Raw genomic sequence first — 17,881 nt, forward strand, 5'->3', positions numbered from 1 at the left:
TCACGCTGCAAGCCGTCCAAAATCAATCCGGTCGTTCAGGTCGAGGTCGAAGCGGCCATAAGGGTTCACATGACTGTAGATCAACGGCATGAGACCACGATAATCTTCCGGCGTCATCCGCCCCGCCCACTTCGGCTCAACCAGTACGGTCTGAAGCATGCGGGTGTTCACATACACCAGCGACGCTTGCAGGAGGTGTAGCGCCAGAACGGAGATTTCCTGCTCATGGATGCGGTTGGTGGCGATCTCGCCGCCCTTGCCGAAGAACACGAAACCATTAGCGCCGTTCCAGTTCTCAACCACATTCAGCCCTTCGTGGATCTCGCGGCGGAATGCCTCCTGACGCAAATACCGGCATAGGAAGATTGTTTTGACCGCGCGGCCGAGTTCACTCAGCGCCTTGTAGGTCGGGTGCATCACTTCGGCTCTGGCAAACCGGAGCAGGATCGCTTCCGGATCGGCGGTGCGCGATTGCATGGCAGCGGCATATTTGACCATTTCGTCATATTGTTGCTCGATCTCGTCCCAGTCGATCGGGCTGGAGAGGATCGGCAGTAAATTGGAAAGCCGCGTGCGCATGCCGGCTTGGGGAAGGGCCAGTTTCTGGCGTGCCACTGCTTTCAGCCGCGGGGCAAGCTCAAATCCAAGGAGTCGGCAGAACGCAAAGCCGACTGCGCTCTGGCCGTGGCTATCGACGTACTGGCGCTGGATTTCCATGTCGGTGCAATGGCGTAGCACGCCTTCGATCATGGAGGCGACCTCCGAGGAAGAGCACCGCTTGAGCTGGGAATAAACGCAGGTCGCGCGCTTCTCCACATGCCAGTAGATCATGACGCCACGGCCGCCATAGCGGGCGTGCCATTCCGTCATCAGGTTGCGGTCCCACGCGCCGAACTTCGTTGAATCGGACGCGCATGCCGTGCCCGCATCTCCCCATACTGCGGCATTGCGGATTGCCAGTGTCGCGTTTGCTACCCGCGCGCACGCCTCCCTCAGCGCTGGCGCGTGGATGAAACGGCGATGGACATGCAGCAATTCCTCGTAACTGACATCGGGTGTTGCGCCAGCGACCCGCTTGAGCCCGGCGTTCGTGCCCAAGCCATAGAGACACAGCAAAAGACGCTGAGCCAAGGCTGCTTTCGACAGGGTAACCCGCGAGGCCGACGTTTCGAAAGCATCCATCAATCCCGTGTCCAGAGCAGCCTCTTTCAACACGTCCAGCAGTCCGGTCATCGGCCAGCGCTGACCGATCTCGCTTTTGATCGAAGCGAGACCCTTCGGTTCGGGCAAGGGCTTGAACGGTGTAATCGATATCCGGTTGTCGCCGCGCCACAGGAGCCGGACCTTGTCGTTTTGTGGAATATTGGCATTGAGGAGCAACAGTTCCCGTTCAAGCTCCTCCCGGATCGAGGCGCAAAACGCCTGCGCATCTGGCGTCAGGCTGAGGCCGGAATAGTACGCATCTCGCCTGATCTCGAAGTCCTTGGGAAGATCGTCATCGGGATTGCGATAGCGATCCGCCCCGACCACCCAGATTTCTTTGGAGCGGATGCGGTCGCGCAGTTGCGTCAGGACGCAAAGCTCATAGCTGATCCGGTTTACCCGCCCATCGTCATCAATGACGGAACTGCGCCATCGCGCTGGAATCACCTCATCGATCGGAACATCCTGCAATGGCACGAAGCGGCATCCGCCATCCACCTTGCTCCTGATCCAGTCGAGGGCCGCCAGGACCGGCCGCCACACCGCGTTGTTCGACCGGAACTCAAGTACGGAAAGCAGGCTTGGCAGCATGCGCCGGTAATGATTGGCCCAGGAACCACGCATCACCTTGTAGATGCGCCGGTCCAGAGCGCCCTTCGCATGGCTCTCCTTGACGATCGCCGCCAGCTTGGCCTTACCGGCGATCGGGAAAATGACATCGCAGATGCGCCCCGATGGTTCATTGATCGAGGCGCTGGCGATCTCGACCAGCAGGCGCTCCTTTCCATAGACCTGCTCGATGTCTTTCGCGATATCGCCCACCACCTTGCGTTTCGAGCGCGTTCCGATCTTGTGAACGGTTTCGATCAGCAGGTCGATCATCGCGTCAGTGAGTTGCGCCTCCCGCGACATTAGATAAATCGCATAAAGGCCGAGCTGTCGCGCCGGCGCATGCCGGCGCATCTCCGAGGCCTTTTCACCGGCAACGCGGCGAACAATCTGATCGACCCATGGCTTGCCCGTAGCCGTCAGGAGATCATGGGGAAGATCAAGTCTCTGGATAAAGGCGAGTTTCTCGGTCACGTCGAGAATGTTGTCGAGCGTTGCCTGTCCGGCGTCACCCTTCATCCTGTTGAATCCGGTCGAGCTGTCCGGATCGGCAAGCGAGGCTTCCAATAACGCCACCGCATCTGACGAAAGCCGATCACTGGCTCCGATCAGCCAGGTGTCCAGATAATCTTGCCGTTGTGAGCGAACGACACGTTCAAGCTCCTTGCGCGACGGCCCATAAATACGCCGGTCCCGGCACCACAGGAAAACATGCTCAAGCATGGCATTGATCGACTGGCCGCCCGGGCACAGCTCGCCAGCAATCCATTCCGTCAATTGCGCGCGATCCACCCGCTTCATGCGGTGATATCCAAGATGGATCAGGATCTCCGCACAATGCCGTCGTGCTGTCCGACTGGAAAAGTCATAACCGGCTATCTCGCCAGCCTCGACACCGAGTTGCTCGGCCAGATACGAGAGGCCATCGGTAGGGATTGAGCCGGGATCGATCGCGAAAAACCCCAGGGAAGCGAAGAATTTCAGCTGCGCGGCGAGGCCAAGGCGCGTCAGGGCCGGCTTCGAATTTACAAAATCAATATCGGCAAAGCTCAGGCTCCATCGTCCGATCAAATCCCCGCCCGGAATACTCCGATCCATCAACCCACTCCCTATGATGGAGCGAACTGTCCTCTTCTATGATTTCCATCGTCAATACCGAATGCCACGTTCCCAAAACGTTCTCCGACTTGGCCAAAATCGCAGCTTGGGGCCGACTGGGCCAGCTTGGAGCGCTCGGCCTGGTCGTCAATCTCGTCGTGCTCTGGAATACGATCTACATGGACGCCGCCATCAACCAGCTCGTCACTGAAGGCTACGACGCCAAGCCGGAGGATGTCGCGCGTCTCTCGCCGCTCGGCTTCGGCCACGTCAACATGCTCGGCCGATACGCCTTCACACTCCCGGAATTCGTCGCTCGCGGTGAACTCAGGCCGCTACGTGATCCGAAAACCGCCGATCCGGACGAAGAGCCTTGAAATCCTTATGTAGGTTTTCTGTTCCGTTGCTACTCAGACCCCCGTTCTAGGTGCGGCATCCGTTCGGCGCTGCGCGTGCCGTTCCAGCGCGCAGGTTGCAAATAGGTGAACTCTTCGATCGGCCACACTTCCACCGGCACGCCTGGAAAGCGCGCGATCGTCGGCGCGGCCGTCTGCCGGGTGCGGGTATAGGGCGAGGTGACGATGAGCGCGGGCGCTTGCGTCCAGCTCGCCGCGACCGCGCGCGCCTGTTCGTGGCCGCGCTCCGTCAGCGCGATCGTCGCGAGATCGTGGCAGGGCACGCCGGCGTTGCCGGTGTTTTCGCCGTGGCGGATGAAGATCGCTCTCATGTCCGGTTAGGCGGCCCGGTATAGCCCATTGCTGGCTTCCCAGCCCCGGCACGCCAGCAAGATTGGTTTCGGCACCTTCTTTTCGCCGTTGGAGTAGTAGGCGACCATGCGGCGCGAGACGCCAAGCGCATCGGCCGCCTTCGACAGCGACAGCGCATGGCGCAGCCGCCATTCGAGGAAGGCGCGCACATCGCCATGCCCGGTTGCCGACAGCGTTTCGAGCCACAGCATGTCCGCGCCCAGCTCCGCACCCGAAGGCCAGGCCAGGCTATGACCCCAATCGCCCACTTCGACCTTGGCGAACTCGCCCGGATCGCGCAGCGCGGCAAAGGCGCGATCGGCGAGGACCGCGCCAAGATCGAGATCAGCCGCCGTCCCTTCCGACCAGGACAGATGCAGCGATGACGGCCCGGTCGCGCGCACGGCGGTAATGGTGCGGGCCTTGTCGGTGATGTTCATCCGTTCAACTCCTGCCACGTCTGCATGAGCAAAGCCTGATTAGGCCGCGCCCATTCCAATGCGTCCTTCAAGACCGCCGCCGACACGGTGCCCACGATCACGTCAAACGATGCAATCGCCACCGAGCAGCGGAAATCCGGGCCTTCGATGTGGAAATGCGGCACGCCATGATCGCGGCCATAGACGGCAATTTTCCAGCGGGGACCGCGAAACATCGTGACCATGCTTCAATGTAGTGCAAAGGTTGCACTAGTGCAAGGCTGATAGCCAAAATGATCTAAGCGCCTGGCGCTGGCACCGTGGCCCTACTCGTTGCGCTCCCCAAGCCCGCAAGCGGTCCTGGCCCAAGGTTCCGGCCCACATGGCGGGCGAGATCGCGTGCGCGGATCTCGCGGCACCCTCGCCGATTACCGGCGATGTAGGCGATCGGGCGTCCAGCCTTCAATTCGTCGCCGGGTTCCGGCGGCCGATCAGGCACCTTGTCGAGAATGCGGTCGAGATCACCCACCGCACGACCTTTGGAGCGCCGCGCGAAAAACTCGGCCGCCGTTTCGGGTCGATCAATCGTCATCATGGAGATCAGACATAAGCGCCTCAACGCTGGTGAAGCGCACGCCCTTGCCAGCTTCCAGTTCTTCGATCGCATCGCGCGTAGCAGCGCGGCCCATCAACTCGGCCTCCAACTTCGCCTTATGGGCCTCATTACGCGCGCGGCGCTCGGGACTCCAATCTTTCATAAGATCGGAAAAGGGGCGATGGCCGGCCATTCTATCAATCCTTCTAGGTGAGAATCTGGATGCCGCGCCGCTTCACCAGCGTCAGCAAGGCGAGCGCCGCGCCAGTCGGCCGCATCGTGCCGGCCTCCCAGCGCTGGACCGTGCGCTTGTGCGCCCACAGCAAGCGCGCAAACCCGGCCTGGCTCAAACCGCTCTCCTGGCGCACCGCCGGATTTCGGCCGCCTCCATCGGTGGATAAAGGATTTCGCCGTTTCGATCAGTCCCCGTCATGGTCGTTCATCCCGGCCATGCCGGCTGCTGCGCCGGCTTCGGCGATGGCGTCGTTGATTTCCTCGATCGTGAACCGCGCGCCGTTGCCCTTCACTATCCCGCGCAGGTCATCCCACGAGCTTTTGCGCGGTGCCGGCGGCGCGATGCCCGCCGCCGTCGCGGCGGTCATCAGGTCATCCAGCGAGAATCTGTTAAACTTCCCGCGCAGGAGGTCGTTGAGGCGGGGCGGCGTCAGCCCGAGCCGCTTGGCGGCCTCGCCCAGCGGCACGTCCCACGACTTCACCCGCGCGGTGATGCCCCGCATCAGGTCCGCGCGCGTCCTCAACTCCGTCGCCTCCTCCGGCGTGTCGGCGATTGCGTCAAAGACGCAGGCGAAGGTTTCGACCTTCATGTCGTCGGCGTTCATTGCCCTGCCTTCCAAACGTTCGGCCGTCGAGCCGATTACTCGAACAGTTCCGAATGGGTTCCCGCGCGCACGAAGTTCACCAGATTGCCCTCAATCGTGTAGATCAGCAGGAAATCGCCGCCGATATGGCACTCGCGATGATCGCTCCAATCGCCCTTGAGGGCGTGGTCCAGCCATTCCGGGCCAAGCGGCGCATCGTTGGCGATGAGCAGCATCATCGCTTCCTTGAGCTGGTTCATGTTGTAGCGGCCGCTGCGCGACAGCCGCTCCCAATCCTTGACGAACCGCTTTTCGTAGGATGCCTCTCTTGGGAACGAAGCCCGCTTACTGCTGGCGGGCTTCTTGGTCGAGGGCATCGAACAGTTCCTTGGGATCGGTGAAGCGCGCACGACGCGCCTTCATGGTCGCGCGGGACGATTCGATCGCGGCGCGCGTCTCGGCGTTGGGCACCTTCAGCTCGAACGGCAAGGCATGGTCCTTGGCGACCCGCGTAAGCGTCATGCGGACCACATCGGAAACCGTCAGCCCCAGCTCGGCTAGGACGGCGGCGGCTTCATCCTTCAATGTTTCGTCGATGCGCGCACGCACGAACGCGGTAGCAGCCATTGGAATCTCCCTAGTCAGACGAACGATGTAGCTCATTTGAGCAACAATTTCAATCTAGGCGAGGAGACTGCGCCTGCCGCTGCGCGGCACCGTGGCTCTACTCGCTTCGCTCCCCAAGCCCGCAAGCGGTCTTGGCCGAAGGTGACGACCCACATGGCGGGGCCGAGATCGCAAGCGGATCTCGGGCATGGTGCCGGCGTGCGCCGGCATGATGTTCGTTCGCATGGGGAAAGGCGGTCCCGGCCGCCTCTCCCCAGCAACGGCAATCAGCGGGACCGGGTTGGCGCGAAGCGCCCGCCCGCACCACTCCCGCAGATTCCCGCTGCCCCCCTCTCTCGCCGGCTGCTCCGCGCGAACTCGGGAGCGATGGCCGCAGCCATCGCCCCGCAGGGCGATTTGAAGGGAGTAGAAGGTATGGAACAGGACAACCGGGAAAGCTGGCTCAATCGGGTGGCGGCGGGCATGGCCCCCTTGTTCGCGGCGTTGGACGCTCCCCTGCCCGCGCGTATCCGCGTGGCGATCGGCTTCACCAGCTCGGGCCGGAAGGGCAAGGCGATCGGCGAGTGCTGGGATAACCGGCTGAGCGCGGACGGGCATTTTGAAATCTTCATCCGGCCCGACCTCGCGCACGCGCCTGACGCCATGCCGGCGCAGATCGCGGCCATCCTCGCGCATGAGCTGGTCCATGCCGCCGTCGGCATCCCGGCAGGGCATGGGAAAGCGTTTAAACGGATCGCGCTGGGGCTGGGGCTCGTCGGGCCGATGCGCGCCACCACCCCCGGCGAGGCGTTTCTTGCGGCCGTCGCGCCGATCTTGGACGCCGTTGGCCCCCTCCCCCATGCCCGTCTCGACACCGATGGGGAGTCGACCGCGCCGAAGAAGCAGAAAACCCGGATGCTCAAATGCGAGTGCGCGACGTGCGGCTATACCGTGAGGACCGCGCGCAAATGGCTTGAGCTGGCCGGAGCGCCGCTTTGCCCGATCGAGGATCACGGCCGCATGGAGCATGAGCCGCTGGACGACGGCAGCGAGGATGAGGGCGGCGACGACGGCTAGACCGCCCTCCCCTCCCCGCAATTCGGGGTTTCATTGACGCTGCGCGCCAGTTCGGGGTTTCGTTGACGCAACCGGAGCAAGCCAGTATGACCACATGCAAACATGCGATCATGTAAGGATATTCACATGCCAACAATCGCGATCATCAGCCAGAAGGGCGGCGCGGGGAAAACCACCCTCGCCTTGCACCTGGCCGCCGCCGCCGAGGATTCCGGGCATACCGCCCTTGTGATCGACGTCGACCCGCAGGCGACGGCGAGCCAGTGGGCGGCATGGCGACAGGATGCGCCCCCGGTCGTGATCGACAGCGCGCCCCCTCGCCTTGCCGCCAAGATCGAGCAGGCGACGGGCCAGGGCGCGGCGTTCATCGTAATCGACACCCCGCCCCACGCCGACAGCGCCGCCAGCGCCGCCGTCGAGGCGGCCGACCTAGTGTTGATCCCTTGCCGCCCCAGCGCGTTCGATTTGGCGGCGATCAAGACGACCGCCAGCCTTGTGAAGATGCGCGGCAAGCCTGCTTTCGTGATCTTCACGGCGGGAAGCCCGACCGCGCCGCGCATGTATGACGAAGCCGCGCAGCTCGTGCAGGATTATGGGCTTGACGCCTGCCCCCACCATATCGCGGATCGCGCCGCCTTTCGCCACGCGGCGGCCGAGGGCAAGACGGCGATGGAGATCGAGCCGAGCGGCAAGGCGGCCGATGAGGTGCGCCAGCTTTACAAGTGGACATGCGAGCATGTAAACATGCAAGCATCTAGGAAGCGGAGGGCCAACGCATGAGCCGGAAGGGATCATTGCTCGCATTGCGGGATCGCGATGCAGCGCCAGCGCCGGCGATGGTCGAGCCGGAGGGGAGGGCGGCCGCGCCGATCGCCCGTGGCACTGGCGCAGGCTCCGGCAGCGGATCGAGCAGCAACCCGGTTGCGCCGAGCCGTCAGGGCAAGAAGGCCATGACGGGCTATTTCAGCCCGGAAATGTCCTTCGCCATGCACATGACCGCCCGCAAGCACGGCATGAGCCTACAGGACGCGATGGCCGAGGCGTTCAACGACTGGCTTCGCAAGATGGGGGAAAGCCCTGTAGGCAAGTGAGCATGTCCACATGCAAACATGCGGGTAAGTAAACATGGCCGCTTGCCCGCATAGAGCAGGGGATCAGCGTAGTGGTTTGCGTTCGTGCCGTTTCTTGCAGAAGCCGAGGAAGGCCCCGGCAGGGCTTTTGAGTTCGGGCTTGCCCATGTCGTGCCACCACGACACCCATTCGTCATAGAGCGCATACACGTCATAGCCTGGCGCGGCCGTCTTGGCGTCGTGCATGGTTTCCGGGTCGATATAGGGCGCATCGTCGCCGGCGCTGGCGACCGGATCGGGCTTGGATTTGAGGCCCGAGCGGTTGCGGAACAAGATCACGTCATCATCCATCGTCACCGCATAGTCGGGGAAATGGCCGTGATCGGCGTCATGCTCGCAGACCTTCTTGACCAAGGCCCGGAACACTCGGAGCGGGCTGTTCGAGCCGCATTTCTTCTGTAGCAACTCTAGGCCGATCTTCCATTCGTCCTTCACGCCGCAATGCTTGCGCGCCAGTTCATACATGCGCCGCTCGAACGGCTTGCGGAGCCGGAAATAGTCGCGGTGGAGCGTCAGGACGTTCTTGCTGATGACCGAGCGATAGACCCAATCCGACAGGGTGATTTCGAGATCGAGCATCCGGCCATCGAACGTCTTGCGCGTGATCTTGGCCTCTTCGATCAGGCCGAAAATCCGCGTTTCTTCGACACCGCCCGTTTGAATATTGGTCCGCACCGTGGTCCCGCGCAGGCGGGTGAGGGCGTCGGCCATCAGTCGATAGCCTTCGCCGCTGGTTTGCCGGTTGGTGGCGACGAGCATGTCATAGGCTTGCAGGCGCACCGTGCGGCTAGGTTGCTCGCCCTGGTTCATCTTCGCGACGAGCTGCGAAATGCAGTAGATCAATATGTCCTTGTCGTGGATCGTCGCCAGCCCCTTGCCCGAGGGGATAATCTCGATGACGTTGCCGTTATGCTCGTAGCGCCGCGTCCGGTTGTCGGGCTTGGTCGAGAGCGAAAACACCGGATGCTCCATTGAGGCCATGTCATCCTTGGGGATGGCGTCCAGCACGTCGCAGATGAACAAGTCCTGGTTGGGATGGCGCACCGGCAGCAGCGGCGTGCGATCGTCGCCGTCCACGGCCGAGACCGGCGCGGCGATCGGCGCGTCAAACAGGGAAGGGGAGGGGTCTATCGTCATTTCACTAACGCTAGGGCTACTATCGTCATTTCACATACGCAAGCGGATTATCGTCATTTCAGATTCACCGCCGCGCTATCGTCATTTCGATTACGCTTGAGCGCGGCAGGGAAGGCCTGGCGCTATCGTCATAGTGGATTCGCCTTTTCGTCACTCTGGATTCGCTTTTTCGTCAGAGCGGATTCACCGCGCGGCAAATTTCTGCCAAAAAAGCGAGGATTTCTGCGCCTTTCCGGGCAGGCCGAATTTCCGTAACACATCACTAAACCCATATTTTAACACTAGGCTGACCTGTGGATAACTTCAGCGGAAGATTATGACGAGAGGCTGGATCATCGTGGTTTCACCCACCAGCGTCCCGCCAGATCGGACAGCTTGTCCCGAAAATCGGGACAACGGCAGCGCGACTCACCAGCGCCGCGCTTCAGGCACAATCAGAAAGAAGAAAAACACCGCCTCTTGGGGCTTCGCCCCGCCGGCTCGCGGCCTTCGGCCGCCCCGGATCGCTTTAGCGATCCTCCCACCCGGCATCCCCATGATGAGCCGGCTTCGCCGGCACGCTTTTTGTTAGAAAGGGGATCGTTTAAACGCTGCGCCTCCATCGCAGCCACAGCGCCAGCGGCACCGTCGCAATTGGCTTTCCAGAAAAGCCAGGCGGATAGGACAGCGATCAATCCGAGAGGGCAGGGCAGGCGGAAATGTCGCCACAGGCGCGATTTCCGGGCCGCTGGGCCTCATTTCAGACGTTCGGCAAGGTCGGGGAGGGTTCGGCCGGCATGGCGCTCTACGGGCTTCCCAGGCGGCTGATTTTTTGGAAAGCTAGATCCTCGCGGGGTCAGAGGATCTAGCGCGTAGAATTTGAGCCGGTCCTAATGGCGCGTCCGCTTCTGTGGCGGCGGCGCTGCCATAAGCCCATCAAAGGCGGAGTCATCGCCCAATGCGTAGCGGCGCAGCGGATCATCCTCCGTCATGCGACCGGCCTGCACCTCGCGCCCGGTCACATACCGCAGCCGGTCCCGGTCCAGCACGCCATCGACAAGGCATTCCGCGCGCAGGAACATCCATATCTGGCCCTGGCGGTGTTGGGCGAAGGCTTCAACATTGCCGTTCGTCTCTTGGAGATGCACGGCCACCAGGTCGCAAACGAGATTGAATATCCGCATGAGGCCAAGCCGGCTTTCCTCATCGGTAATCGCCGCGTGCAGCTCCAACACTTCATCGCGGATCGCGGGGAGAGGGGCGGAACCGCTCTCTCCATAGGCCATGAGCCGGTCCCAAAGATCAATGACGCGCTGATCCATATCCTATCCTTCCGCCCTTGGCGGCGGTTCTGACACTATACAACAATCGGCCTATCCCCTTGCTCGATAGTCCGGTTCACGGTTTGTCGAATCTCCCGGCGAACTCGCGATCGGCATAGTAAGCGAGCTTGGTCGCGACGATCGGGCGTTGCCCCGCGAGGAACAACAATTCCAGATTGGCCGGCATGGTGCGGACCTCATCGGGCGTGAGTAGGGGCCGCGCGACATGCTGCGACCCGAACGATATGCCGGTTTCCTCCGCGTCGATCGCGCGGCTCATGGTCTCGAACACGACCGTCTCCTGGCCGAGCAGATCGGAGACGAGCTTGGCGCTGTCGTGATCGTTGACCCCGAATATCTGCAAGACGCCGGCGTTGGACAGGAAGGTGCCGGCGCGGCGCTCGTAGAGCGCGCGGAGCTGGTGAACGTCCTGCAAGATCGGCCAGAGCTGGATGCCGTAACCGGCCATCAGGCCCATAGCGCGCTCGACAGGTTCGAGGCGGCCGAGCGCGGCAAATTCATCGAGCAGGAACAGGACGGGGCGGGCAGGGGAGGCGGGTGCGCGCGCCAGATCGGTCAGCCCTTGCGCCAGCATCAGGCGCAGCCAGCGGGCATAGGTGGCGAGCCGATCGGGCGGCAGCACCAGATAAACGGTTGTGGGCTGCGCCTTCACATCGGCGAAGGTGAAATCCGAGCGGCCCAGCACGGCCGACATGCGCGGGGAATCGAGAAAATGGGTATGGCGCTGCGCGGCCGACAGCACGCCGGCTGCCTCGCGGTCGGACTTGCCCAGGTGGCGGTTGGCGGCACGCGCGATCAGGCCCCGCGCCTGCGTGCTGCGCGACATTTCCCGCAGCATCCGCTGGAAATTATCAGGGGCGAAGGTGAGGCAGTCGCGCAGGGCTTCCAGCGTGCGATCCTGGCCTTGCGCTTGCGGGTCACAGGCCACCCACAGGAGGATGCCGGCGATCAGCGCCTTGGCTTCCTCGTTCCAATGCGCCTCGCCGGCTTCGCCGGGAGCGTCATAGACCAGCGCATCGGCCAGAGTCATCGCGTCGTCGGCGAGATCGAGGCCGGCAGGGTCGAGGCGATCGAGCGGGTTGAACGCGGCCGAGGCGATGCCCGTCACCCCGAAGGGATCGAGGACATGGACCGGGCCGAACCTGGCGCGATGGCGGGCGGTGATGCGGGCGTTCTCGCCCTTGGGGTCGATGCAGATGACCGAACCGGGATAGTCGAGCAGATTGGGAATGATGGTCCCCACGCCCTTGCCGGTGCGCGTCGGCGCGATCGTCAGCAGATGGGAGGGGCCGGCGTAGCGCAGCAGCTTGCCCGACTTGCGATCACGACCGATCAGCAGGCCGTCGCCATTTTGGGCGAGGGGCTTTGTCTCGCGATCGGTGGCGAAACGGGCCGAGCCGTGCGTGTCGTCGCCGGCAGGACCGCCATAACGCAGGATCAGCGGTTGGAAGAGGGCGCGCAGCGTGACGAGGAAGATGACCAGGCCCGTCAGCATCATCACGATCTGGTAGATATTGGAATCGCGGGGCAGGCCGAGCAGCTTGCCGAGGATGAGCGGCACCCCAAGCCCCAGCACCAGGGCGGTGATGAGGAACAGCACCAGGACGCCGAACAGATGGCGGATGAGGGCGACCGGGCTGACCACAAGGGCGGTGATCGCCCATATCGGGTTGGTCCGCGCGATGCGCGCAAGGTTACGGATCGCGCGGCCGAGCTGGCGGAACCATTCCATCATCAGGACTCCCTCCCATCGTCATTTCCCAATATCCGGCGCGGATCACGGCCGATCGCGGGCCTCCCATGCGGCTTCGAGTTCTGCGAGGCTGGCGAAATAGTCCTGCGCCGGCGCGCTTGCGGGCAGGCTGTTGGCATGAGCGAGCGCGGCGGCGATGTATTCGCTTTCGGAGAGTTCGCCGGCGACGAACCGGACGCCCAGCGCCGCCATTCCCGGCGAGAGAGCGAAGCCCGACAGCTCGATATTGGTCCGCGCGAAATCGATCGCCTTCTGGCGTCGGGCGCGTTCGTCGTCCGATATGGGATGCTCATTCATCGGCGGGGCTTTTCTCGGGGGTGTCGTCGCCGGCGAGGTGTTCGGCGCAGATCGCGCCGGCGATCGTGTGGAGATGCTTCACGCGGTCAACGAGCCAGGCCAGTTCGTCGGCGGTGATTTCATAGGCATGGGAATAGCGGGCCTCGACATAGGCGCGCTGCAACTGCGCGAAATGGCGGCGGGCGGCGCGGGTATCGCGCGGCCAGGCTTCGATCAGCCGGGGATCGAGATTTTCGGCGAGCGAGCGCAGGATGCCGAGACGGTGCGATTTGGGCGCGTAGAGCGTCAGGACGAGCAGCACGGCGTTATAGACCCGCTCGACGGCCTGGTGGAGCATGAACGCGGCATCGCGCGGCACGCCATCGGCAATGCTGTCCCGGGCGAGCTTGAGCGCGTGCGCGGCGAGCGGGAACCAGTGGTCGCGATGGCGCAGGGCTTCGGCGTGGCGTTCCTGCGCGTCGAGCTGGCGCGGCACGGCGAGGGCTTGCCCTGGCGCTTCGTAGAGGGCGATGCCGTCGCGGGCTATGTCGGCGAAGAAGGGACGGCCGCGCGCGAGCTGGTCGTTCACGTCCATCAGCGAATGCACGATGAAATTGACGGGTGTGGCGAGGTGCCTGGTGACGGTCAGCTCGCGCACCAGATGATCGTCGGCGACCGCCCACCATGTTTGCAGATCGGTGAAGGTGTCGGCGTTGACGACGACGAGCAGGTCATAATCGGAAATGTAACCGCTGGCGCGATCCTCGACCCAATCGCCGCGTGCGTAGGAGCCGAACAGGATCAGCTTGAGGATGCGGCCGCCCTTGCGCTTGTCCGAGAGCTTGGTTTTGACGGCATCCTCAAATTCATCGAACAGGACGCGGGCGACCCGTTCCAGCTCGCGGCGCTTGACGGCGGGCAGATGGTCGAGGCCGGTCCGCATCGTCATCCGATCGTCGCCGGCGAGATCGCCAGCGTCGGGTCGGCGTCGGGATGATCGAGGAGCTTGAGGACGATCGCGGTGGCGAGGGGAGGGGGCACGGATTCCTCGCGGAGCATGTCGAACAGGGCGTGTTCAGCCAAGTCGAGGTCCATGCCTTCGATCGCGAGATTGGCGCGTGCGTCGGCATCGTCCTCGCGCCATAGCGCGACTTCGGCCGGGGTGCCGCGCGTGAAATCGAGCGCGCGGACCTGGGCGCGGATCGCTTCGACATCGAGCCTGTTCATGGTGCGTCTCTCCCTTCCGCTTCCGCGTCGAACGCGCGCTTGCCGCGCCGCTTCCAGAGCATGAGCCGGTCGCGGTCCTCGCGCGCCTTGGCGGCCAGTTCGAGCAGCGCGCCGTAGAGGGTGGCGCGATCGTCGTCGGCCAGCTCGACCAAGCCGGCTTTCTGGACCAGGCCGCCCAGCTCTATGAGGTGGCGGGTGCGTTCGCGGCGAGCCACGGCCCATTCCCTCGTATCGGTGCGGCGCTGTGCGGCTTCAACCCTGCGTCTCGCCTGCGCCAGTTTTGCTTCCGCCTCCCGCGTTGCCGCCAGTGCTTCGGCCAGCCTTTCGGCCGCGTCCTTGAAAGAAGGCGGACCCCTTCGCGCGCCACGCCTCCTTTTCGTCGGCGCTGGCAGATTCGACGGCGGCGAGCAGCACCCCGGCCAGCACATCGAGATCGAGCGCATCGGCCCCGGTGGATGTGACCAGCTCGCCTAGCTGCTGGACCTTCTTCGCCTTGAGGGCGCGGGCCTTGTCGCCCAGCGCCTTCAACTCGGCGTCATAGTCGCGGACCTTACGCATATTCTCTCCCTCGCGCCCATGATCGGGAGTGGCAGCGTAGCACGGTCGCGGTGACAGGACAGCAGCTCCGGATAAAAAATGCGGCAAAGTCAATCATGCGAACGGCAGAGAGTGTGAGTGCGCGCTTATACGTCGTTGCCGACGTGCGCTAAGAAAGGCAGTATAGCGGCCGTCATGGCGATCTACCATTTCTCGGCCAAGGTCATCAGTCGCGCCAACGGATCGAGCGCCGTTGCCAGCGCGGCCTATCGTGCGGCGGAACGGCTGCACGACGACCGGCTAGGACGCGACCATGATTTCTCGAACAAGGCCGGCGTCGTCCATTCGGAAATCATGTTACCCGAAGGTACACCGGAGCGTTTAAACGATCGCGCGACCCTATGGAACGAGGTCGAGGCGGGCGAGAAACGCAAGGACGCGCAGCTCGCCCGCGAAGTCGAGTTCTCGATTCCGCGCGAGCTGGACCAGAAAGAGGGCATCCGGCTCGCCCGCGATTTTGTCGAAAAGCAGTTTGTCGAGCGCGGCATGGTCGCGGACATGAACGTGCATTGGGACTTGGGAAAGGACGGGCAATCCAAGCCACACGCGCATGTCATGCTGTCGATGCGCGAGGTAGGGCTGGAGGGCTTCGGCCAGAAGGTGCGCGAGTGGAACAGCACGGCGCTGTTGCAGGAGTGGCGCGAGGCGTGGGCCGATCATGTGAACGAGCGCCTCGCCGAACTGGATATAGACGCGCGCATAGATCATCGCAGCTATGAGGCGCAGGGGATCGAGCTTGAGCCGCAGCACAAGATCGGGCCGGCGGCGTCGCGTATGCCCGAACAGGGGCTTGAGGCCGAGCGGGTCGAGGACCATGCCCGGATCGCGCGGGAGAATGGCGAGAAGATCATCGCCAATCCGCAAATCGCGCTCGACGCGATCACGCGCCAACAGGCGACGTTCACGCGGCGCGACCTGGCGCAGTTCGCGTTCCGGCATAGCGACGGCAAGGACCAGTTCGATCAGGTGATGAGCGCGGTGCGGACCTCGCCCGAGCTGGTAGCGCTGGGGAAGGACGGACGCGGCGAGGACCGGTTCACGTCGCGCGAGATGATCGACACCGAGCAGCGGTTGGAGCGCGCCGGCTACGGCCTAGCGGATCGGGCCGGGCATGGTCTCCCGGCGGCGTCTAAAATGGGGGGGCGAGACACCGCCGAGAGGGTTGGCCTTGCGCTGGGAAGCCAGCAGAAGGACGCGCTCGCGCATATCACCGGCAAGAACGACTTGGCAATTGTCGTCGGCTATGCCGGCACCGGCAAATCGACCATGCTGGGCGTTGCGCGCGACGAATGGGAGCGGGCGGGCTATCAGGTGCGCGGTGCGGCCTTGTCGGGGATCGCGGCCGAGGGGCTTGAGGGCGGTTCCGGTATCGCCTCGCGCACGATCGCCAGCATGGAATATCAGTGGGAGCAGGGCCGCGAGCTGCTAGGTCCGCGCGACGTGCTGGTGATTGACGAGGCCGGCATGATCGGCACGCGCCAGATGGAGCGGGTGCTGTCCGAGGCCGAACGGGCAGGGGCCAAGGTGATCCTTGTCGGCGACGCCGAGCAGTTGCAGGCGATCGAGGCTGGCGCTGCGTTCCGATCGCTGGCCGAGCGCTACGGCGCGGCCGAGATCAGCGATGTTCGCCGGCAGCATGAGGACTGGCAGAAAGACGCCACGCGGGCGCTCGCAACAGGCCGCACCGGCGAGGCGATCCATGCCTATGCCGAGCATGGCATGGTCCACGCGGCCGAGACGCGCGAGGCTGCGCGGGAAAGCCTTGTGGAGGGCTGGGATCGCGCTCGCATCGCCGATCCCGACAAGACGCGGATCATCCTCACCCATACCAATGCCGAGGTGCGCGACCTGAACCTGGCTGCGCGCGATCGGCTGCGCGACGCCGGCGAGCTGGGCCAGGACGTGCGCGTGTCGGCCGAGCGGGGCGCGCGGGAGTTCGCGACCGGCGACCGCATCATGTTCCTCAAGAACGATCGCGGCCTTGGGGTGAAGAACGGCACGCTGGGCAAGGTCGAGCGCGTGTCGCCCGACAGCATGGCGGTGAAGTTGGACGATGGCCGTCAAGTCGCGTTCGACCTGAAAGATTATGCCCATGTCGATCATGGCTATGCGGCGACCATCCACAAATCGCAGGGCGTGACGGTCGATCGGGCGCATGTGCTGGCGACCCCCGGCATGGACCGCCATTCGGCCTATGTGGCGCTGTCCCGGCATCGCGACGGGGTGCAGCTCCATTACGGCCGCGATGACTTCGCCGACGATCGCCGGCTTGTCCGCACGCTGTCGCGCGAGCGGGCGAAGGATATGGCGTCCGACTATCCGATGTATCGGGATCGCGATGCCGAGGCGCAATCCTTCGCCGATCGGCGCGGGCTGTCGGGTGAGATCCGCGTTGCGGATGCACCCGAGCGGAAGGGCGTGGAGATCCTCGCGCCCCGCGCGGGAACTTCACGCCAGATGGGCGAGGATTCCCGCACGCCCGATATTGGCGGCGACCGCGGTGCCGGCGAGGCGAAGGCCGCGGCCGAGCGTCAGTCGCGGCGCGGTATGTTCGACGGCTTGAAGCTGTCGGCCGCGCCGGTGAAGGCGGCCGAGCCAGCACAGGGTGCGAAGGAAAAGCCGGCTCCCAAGCGGGGCATGTTTGACGGGCTGAAACTGCCCCAGCGCACGCCGACGCCGGAGCCGGCGAAGGAATTGCCCGCGCGGGCCGAGCAGGGCCAGGATCGCGATTTCCGGCGCGCGGTCGAGCGGGCCTCGCGTTCGGCGGAGGCGGTGTTGCAGGCGCGGGCGTCGGGCGGGCCGGTGCTGGAACATCAGAAGGTCGCGCTCGAGCGCGCGGTTCAGGCGCTCGACACGCTCCGGCCGCGAGCTTCGGACGATATGGCCGAGGCGATGAAGCGCGATTCCGGCTTGCTGCGCGAGGCGGCGGCGGGGCGCAGCGGCCCGATGATCGAGGCGATACGCCAAGAGGCGCGCGTGCGGGCCGATCCGAACTTGCGCGCCGATCGGTTCGTGGAACGCTGGCAACAGCTCTCCCAGGATCGCGACCGGCTTTATCGCGCCGGCGACATGGCGGGCCGCAAGACGCTCGGGCAGGAGATGGCGGGCATGGCGAAAAGCCTTGAGCGCGATCCCCAGGTGGAATCGATCCTGCGCGGTCGCACCCGCGAGCTGGGGCTTGAGATCGGAATGAGTCCGGGCCGCGAGCTTGGGCGCGAGCTGTCGCGGGGGTTGGGGATCAGTCACGATCGCGGATTGAGCCGATAGG

Annotated in this window: 21 protein-coding genes and 2 pseudogenes; 6 read left to right on the forward strand and 17 right to left on the reverse strand. The window is 64.1% G+C overall.

Annotation, left to right across the window (positions count from 1 at the left end; all coding sequences use genetic code 11):
* Complete coding sequence (locus BES08_RS31155; protein WP_069710408.1) at positions 1 to 2,910, reverse strand: Tn3 family transposase; 2,910 nt, start codon at positions 2,908 to 2,910, stop codon at positions 1 to 3.
* Positions 2,911 to 3,020: 110 nt separating this feature from the next.
* Between BES08_RS31155 and BES08_RS31160 the strand changes: the two are divergent.
* Positions 3,021 to 3,287 (forward strand): annotated as a pseudogene (locus BES08_RS31160) (Tn3 family transposase); the annotation flags it as partial.
* A gap of 41 nt (positions 3,288 to 3,328) precedes the next feature.
* On the opposite strand, the pseudogene BES08_RS31165 reads toward BES08_RS31160, so the two are convergent.
* The 3 genes and pseudogenes from BES08_RS31165 to BES08_RS31175 all read right to left on the reverse strand — a co-directional run.
* Positions 3,329 to 3,637, reverse strand: a pseudogene (locus BES08_RS31165) (phosphoglycerate mutase family protein); the annotation flags it as partial.
* Positions 3,638 to 3,643: 6 nt separating this feature from the next.
* On the reverse strand, positions 3,644 to 4,096 hold the full coding sequence (locus tag BES08_RS31170) for a DUF2442 domain-containing protein (protein ID WP_008831328.1): 453 nt from the start codon (positions 4,094 to 4,096) through the stop codon (positions 3,644 to 3,646).
* Positions 4,093 to 4,311 carry a DUF4160 domain-containing protein gene (locus BES08_RS31175; RefSeq protein ID WP_008831327.1) on the reverse strand — a complete coding sequence of 73 codons (219 nt, stop codon included), beginning with the start codon at positions 4,309 to 4,311 and terminating at the stop codon, positions 4,093 to 4,095. Before BES08_RS31175 ends, BES08_RS31170 begins: the two co-directional genes overlap by 4 nt.
* Positions 4,312 to 4,457: 146 nt before the next feature.
* Here BES08_RS31175 and BES08_RS32575 point away from each other — a divergent pair, with 146 nt between their 5' ends.
* Entirely contained in the window at positions 4,458 to 4,685 is a 228-nt protein-coding gene (locus BES08_RS32575) for a hypothetical protein (protein ID WP_008831326.1), read from the forward strand.
* Here BES08_RS32575 and BES08_RS31180 read toward each other — a convergent pair.
* The 5 genes from BES08_RS31180 to BES08_RS31200 all read right to left on the reverse strand — a co-directional run bounded on the left by BES08_RS31180 (position 4,657) and on the right by BES08_RS31200 (position 6,115).
* A complete protein-coding gene (locus BES08_RS31180) occupies positions 4,657 to 4,863 on the reverse strand; it encodes a hypothetical protein (protein ID WP_008831325.1) in 207 nt (68 codons plus the stop codon). The genes BES08_RS32575 and BES08_RS31180 overlap by 29 nt on opposite strands.
* Positions 4,864 to 4,876: 13 nt before the next feature.
* Positions 4,877 to 5,020, reverse strand: a complete 144-nt coding sequence (locus BES08_RS31185) for a type II toxin-antitoxin system RelB family anti-toxin transcriptional regulator (protein WP_007685990.1) — start codon at positions 5,018 to 5,020, stop codon at positions 4,877 to 4,879.
* 69 nt (positions 5,021 to 5,089) lie between these two features.
* Positions 5,090 to 5,509 carry a helix-turn-helix domain-containing protein gene (locus BES08_RS31190; protein WP_007685989.1) on the reverse strand — a complete coding sequence of 140 codons (420 nt, stop codon included), beginning with the start codon at positions 5,507 to 5,509 and terminating at the stop codon, positions 5,090 to 5,092.
* 35 nt (positions 5,510 to 5,544) lie between these two features.
* Positions 5,545 to 5,865: a type II toxin-antitoxin system YafQ family toxin gene (locus BES08_RS31195; protein WP_007685988.1), complete on the reverse strand. Its 321-nt coding sequence runs from the start codon at positions 5,863 to 5,865 to the stop codon at positions 5,545 to 5,547.
* Positions 5,834 to 6,115 carry a type II toxin-antitoxin system RelB/DinJ family antitoxin gene (locus BES08_RS31200; RefSeq protein ID WP_007685985.1) on the reverse strand — a complete coding sequence of 94 codons (282 nt, stop codon included), beginning with the start codon at positions 6,113 to 6,115 and terminating at the stop codon, positions 5,834 to 5,836. The genes BES08_RS31195 and BES08_RS31200 overlap by 32 nt, the downstream gene beginning before the upstream one ends.
* 414 nt (positions 6,116 to 6,529) lie before the next feature.
* On the opposite strand from BES08_RS31200, the gene BES08_RS31205 reads away from it, so the two are divergent.
* The 3 genes from BES08_RS31205 (at position 6,530) to BES08_RS31215 (ending at position 8,262) form a co-directional block, all read left to right on the forward strand.
* Positions 6,530 to 7,171 (forward strand): SprT-like domain-containing protein, encoded by a 642-nt coding sequence (locus tag BES08_RS31205; protein ID WP_008831324.1) that lies wholly within the window; start codon positions 6,530 to 6,532, stop codon positions 7,169 to 7,171.
* Between the two features lie 126 nt (positions 7,172 to 7,297).
* A complete protein-coding gene (gene parA, locus BES08_RS31210) occupies positions 7,298 to 7,951 on the forward strand; it encodes a ParA family partition ATPase (protein ID WP_007686145.1) in 654 nt (217 codons plus the stop codon).
* Complete coding sequence (locus BES08_RS31215; protein ID WP_007686146.1) at positions 7,948 to 8,262, forward strand: ribbon-helix-helix domain-containing protein; 315 nt, start codon at positions 7,948 to 7,950, stop codon at positions 8,260 to 8,262. The genes parA and BES08_RS31215 overlap by 4 nt, the downstream gene beginning before the upstream one ends.
* A 63-nt stretch (positions 8,263 to 8,325) precedes the next feature.
* Here BES08_RS31215 and BES08_RS31220 read toward each other — a convergent pair whose 3' ends face one another.
* The 8 genes from BES08_RS31220 to BES08_RS31255 all read right to left on the reverse strand — a co-directional run bounded on the left by BES08_RS31220 (position 8,326) and on the right by BES08_RS31255 (position 14,574).
* Positions 8,326 to 9,438: a replication initiator protein A gene (locus tag BES08_RS31220; RefSeq protein WP_007686147.1), complete on the reverse strand. Its 1,113-nt coding sequence runs from the start codon at positions 9,436 to 9,438 to the stop codon at positions 8,326 to 8,328.
* A gap of 869 nt (positions 9,439 to 10,307) precedes the next feature.
* Positions 10,308 to 10,739: a hypothetical protein gene (locus tag BES08_RS31225; protein ID WP_007686151.1), complete on the reverse strand. Its 432-nt coding sequence runs from the start codon at positions 10,737 to 10,739 to the stop codon at positions 10,308 to 10,310.
* A gap of 76 nt (positions 10,740 to 10,815) precedes the next feature.
* The gene (locus tag BES08_RS31230) at positions 10,816 to 12,492 is read right to left on the reverse strand and encodes a type IV secretory system conjugative DNA transfer family protein (protein ID WP_007686152.1); all 1,677 of its coding nucleotides are present in this window, start codon (positions 12,490 to 12,492) and stop codon (positions 10,816 to 10,818) included.
* A gap of 45 nt (positions 12,493 to 12,537) precedes the next feature.
* Positions 12,538 to 12,810, reverse strand: coding sequence for an antitoxin VbhA family protein (locus BES08_RS31235; protein ID WP_007686155.1), 273 nt, complete (start codon positions 12,808 to 12,810; stop codon positions 12,538 to 12,540).
* Positions 12,803 to 13,738, reverse strand: coding sequence for a HEPN domain-containing protein (locus BES08_RS31240; RefSeq protein ID WP_007686157.1), 936 nt, complete (start codon positions 13,736 to 13,738; stop codon positions 12,803 to 12,805). Before BES08_RS31240 ends, BES08_RS31235 begins: the two co-directional genes overlap by 8 nt.
* Entirely contained in the window at positions 13,735 to 14,016 is a 282-nt protein-coding gene (locus BES08_RS31245; protein ID WP_007686159.1) for a hypothetical protein, read from the reverse strand. Before BES08_RS31245 ends, BES08_RS31240 begins: the two co-directional genes overlap by 4 nt.
* Positions 14,013 to 14,231, reverse strand: a complete 219-nt coding sequence (locus BES08_RS31250) for a conjugal transfer protein TraD (protein ID WP_007686160.1) — start codon at positions 14,229 to 14,231, stop codon at positions 14,013 to 14,015. The genes BES08_RS31245 and BES08_RS31250 overlap by 4 nt, the downstream gene beginning before the upstream one ends.
* A gap of 37 nt (positions 14,232 to 14,268) precedes the next feature.
* Positions 14,269 to 14,574 (reverse strand): conjugal transfer protein TraD, encoded by a 306-nt coding sequence (locus BES08_RS31255; protein WP_007686162.1) that lies wholly within the window; start codon positions 14,572 to 14,574, stop codon positions 14,269 to 14,271.
* 174 nt (positions 14,575 to 14,748) lie between these two features.
* On the opposite strand from BES08_RS31255, the gene traA reads away from it, so the two are divergent.
* Positions 14,749 to 17,880: a Ti-type conjugative transfer relaxase TraA gene (gene traA, locus BES08_RS31260; protein WP_007686163.1), complete on the forward strand. Its 3,132-nt coding sequence runs from the start codon at positions 14,749 to 14,751 to the stop codon at positions 17,878 to 17,880.
* Position 17,881 lies beyond the last annotated feature (1 nt).

Origin of the sequence: Novosphingobium resinovorum (assembly GCF_001742225.1) — a bacterium.
Lineage (GTDB): Bacteria > Pseudomonadota > Alphaproteobacteria > Sphingomonadales > Sphingomonadaceae > Novosphingobium > Novosphingobium resinovorum_A.

Coding starts and splice junctions, on each gene's coding strand:
- BES08_RS31255 (WP_007686162.1), bottom strand. CDS start 14,574: ATGCGTAAGGTCCGCGACTATGACGCCGAGTTGAAGGCGCTGGGCGAC.
- BES08_RS31200 (WP_007685985.1), bottom strand. CDS start 6,115: ATGGCTGCTACCGCGTTCGTGCGTGCGCGCATCGACGAAACATTGAAG.
- BES08_RS31220 (WP_007686147.1), bottom strand. CDS start 9,438: ATGACGATAGACCCCTCCCCTTCCCTGTTTGACGCGCCGATCGCCGCG.
- BES08_RS31235 (WP_007686155.1), bottom strand. CDS start 12,810: ATGAATGAGCATCCCATATCGGACGACGAACGCGCCCGACGCCAGAAG.
- BES08_RS31215 (WP_007686146.1), top strand. CDS start 7,948: ATGAGCCGGAAGGGATCATTGCTCGCATTGCGGGATCGCGATGCAGCG.
- BES08_RS31205 (WP_008831324.1), top strand. CDS start 6,530: ATGGAACAGGACAACCGGGAAAGCTGGCTCAATCGGGTGGCGGCGGGC.
- BES08_RS31240 (WP_007686157.1), bottom strand. CDS start 13,738: ATGACGATGCGGACCGGCCTCGACCATCTGCCCGCCGTCAAGCGCCGC.
- BES08_RS31155 (WP_069710408.1), bottom strand. CDS start 2,910: ATGGATCGGAGTATTCCGGGCGGGGATTTGATCGGACGATGGAGCCTG.
- BES08_RS32575 (WP_008831326.1), top strand. CDS start 4,458: ATGGCGGGCGAGATCGCGTGCGCGGATCTCGCGGCACCCTCGCCGATT.
- BES08_RS31245 (WP_007686159.1), bottom strand. CDS start 14,016: ATGAACAGGCTCGATGTCGAAGCGATCCGCGCCCAGGTCCGCGCGCTC.
- BES08_RS31225 (WP_007686151.1), bottom strand. CDS start 10,739: ATGGATCAGCGCGTCATTGATCTTTGGGACCGGCTCATGGCCTATGGA.
- BES08_RS31230 (WP_007686152.1), bottom strand. CDS start 12,492: ATGGAATGGTTCCGCCAGCTCGGCCGCGCGATCCGTAACCTTGCGCGC.
- BES08_RS31170 (WP_008831328.1), bottom strand. CDS start 4,096: ATGAACATCACCGACAAGGCCCGCACCATTACCGCCGTGCGCGCGACC.
- BES08_RS31175 (WP_008831327.1), bottom strand. CDS start 4,311: ATGTTTCGCGGTCCCCGCTGGAAAATTGCCGTCTATGGCCGCGATCAT.
- parA (WP_007686145.1), top strand. CDS start 7,298: ATGCCAACAATCGCGATCATCAGCCAGAAGGGCGGCGCGGGGAAAACC.
- BES08_RS31180 (WP_008831325.1), bottom strand. CDS start 4,863: ATGGCCGGCCATCGCCCCTTTTCCGATCTTATGAAAGATTGGAGTCCC.
- BES08_RS31195 (WP_007685988.1), bottom strand. CDS start 5,865: ATGCCCTCGACCAAGAAGCCCGCCAGCAGTAAGCGGGCTTCGTTCCCA.
- traA (WP_007686163.1), top strand. CDS start 14,749: ATGGCGATCTACCATTTCTCGGCCAAGGTCATCAGTCGCGCCAACGGA.
- BES08_RS31190 (WP_007685989.1), bottom strand. CDS start 5,509: ATGAACGCCGACGACATGAAGGTCGAAACCTTCGCCTGCGTCTTTGAC.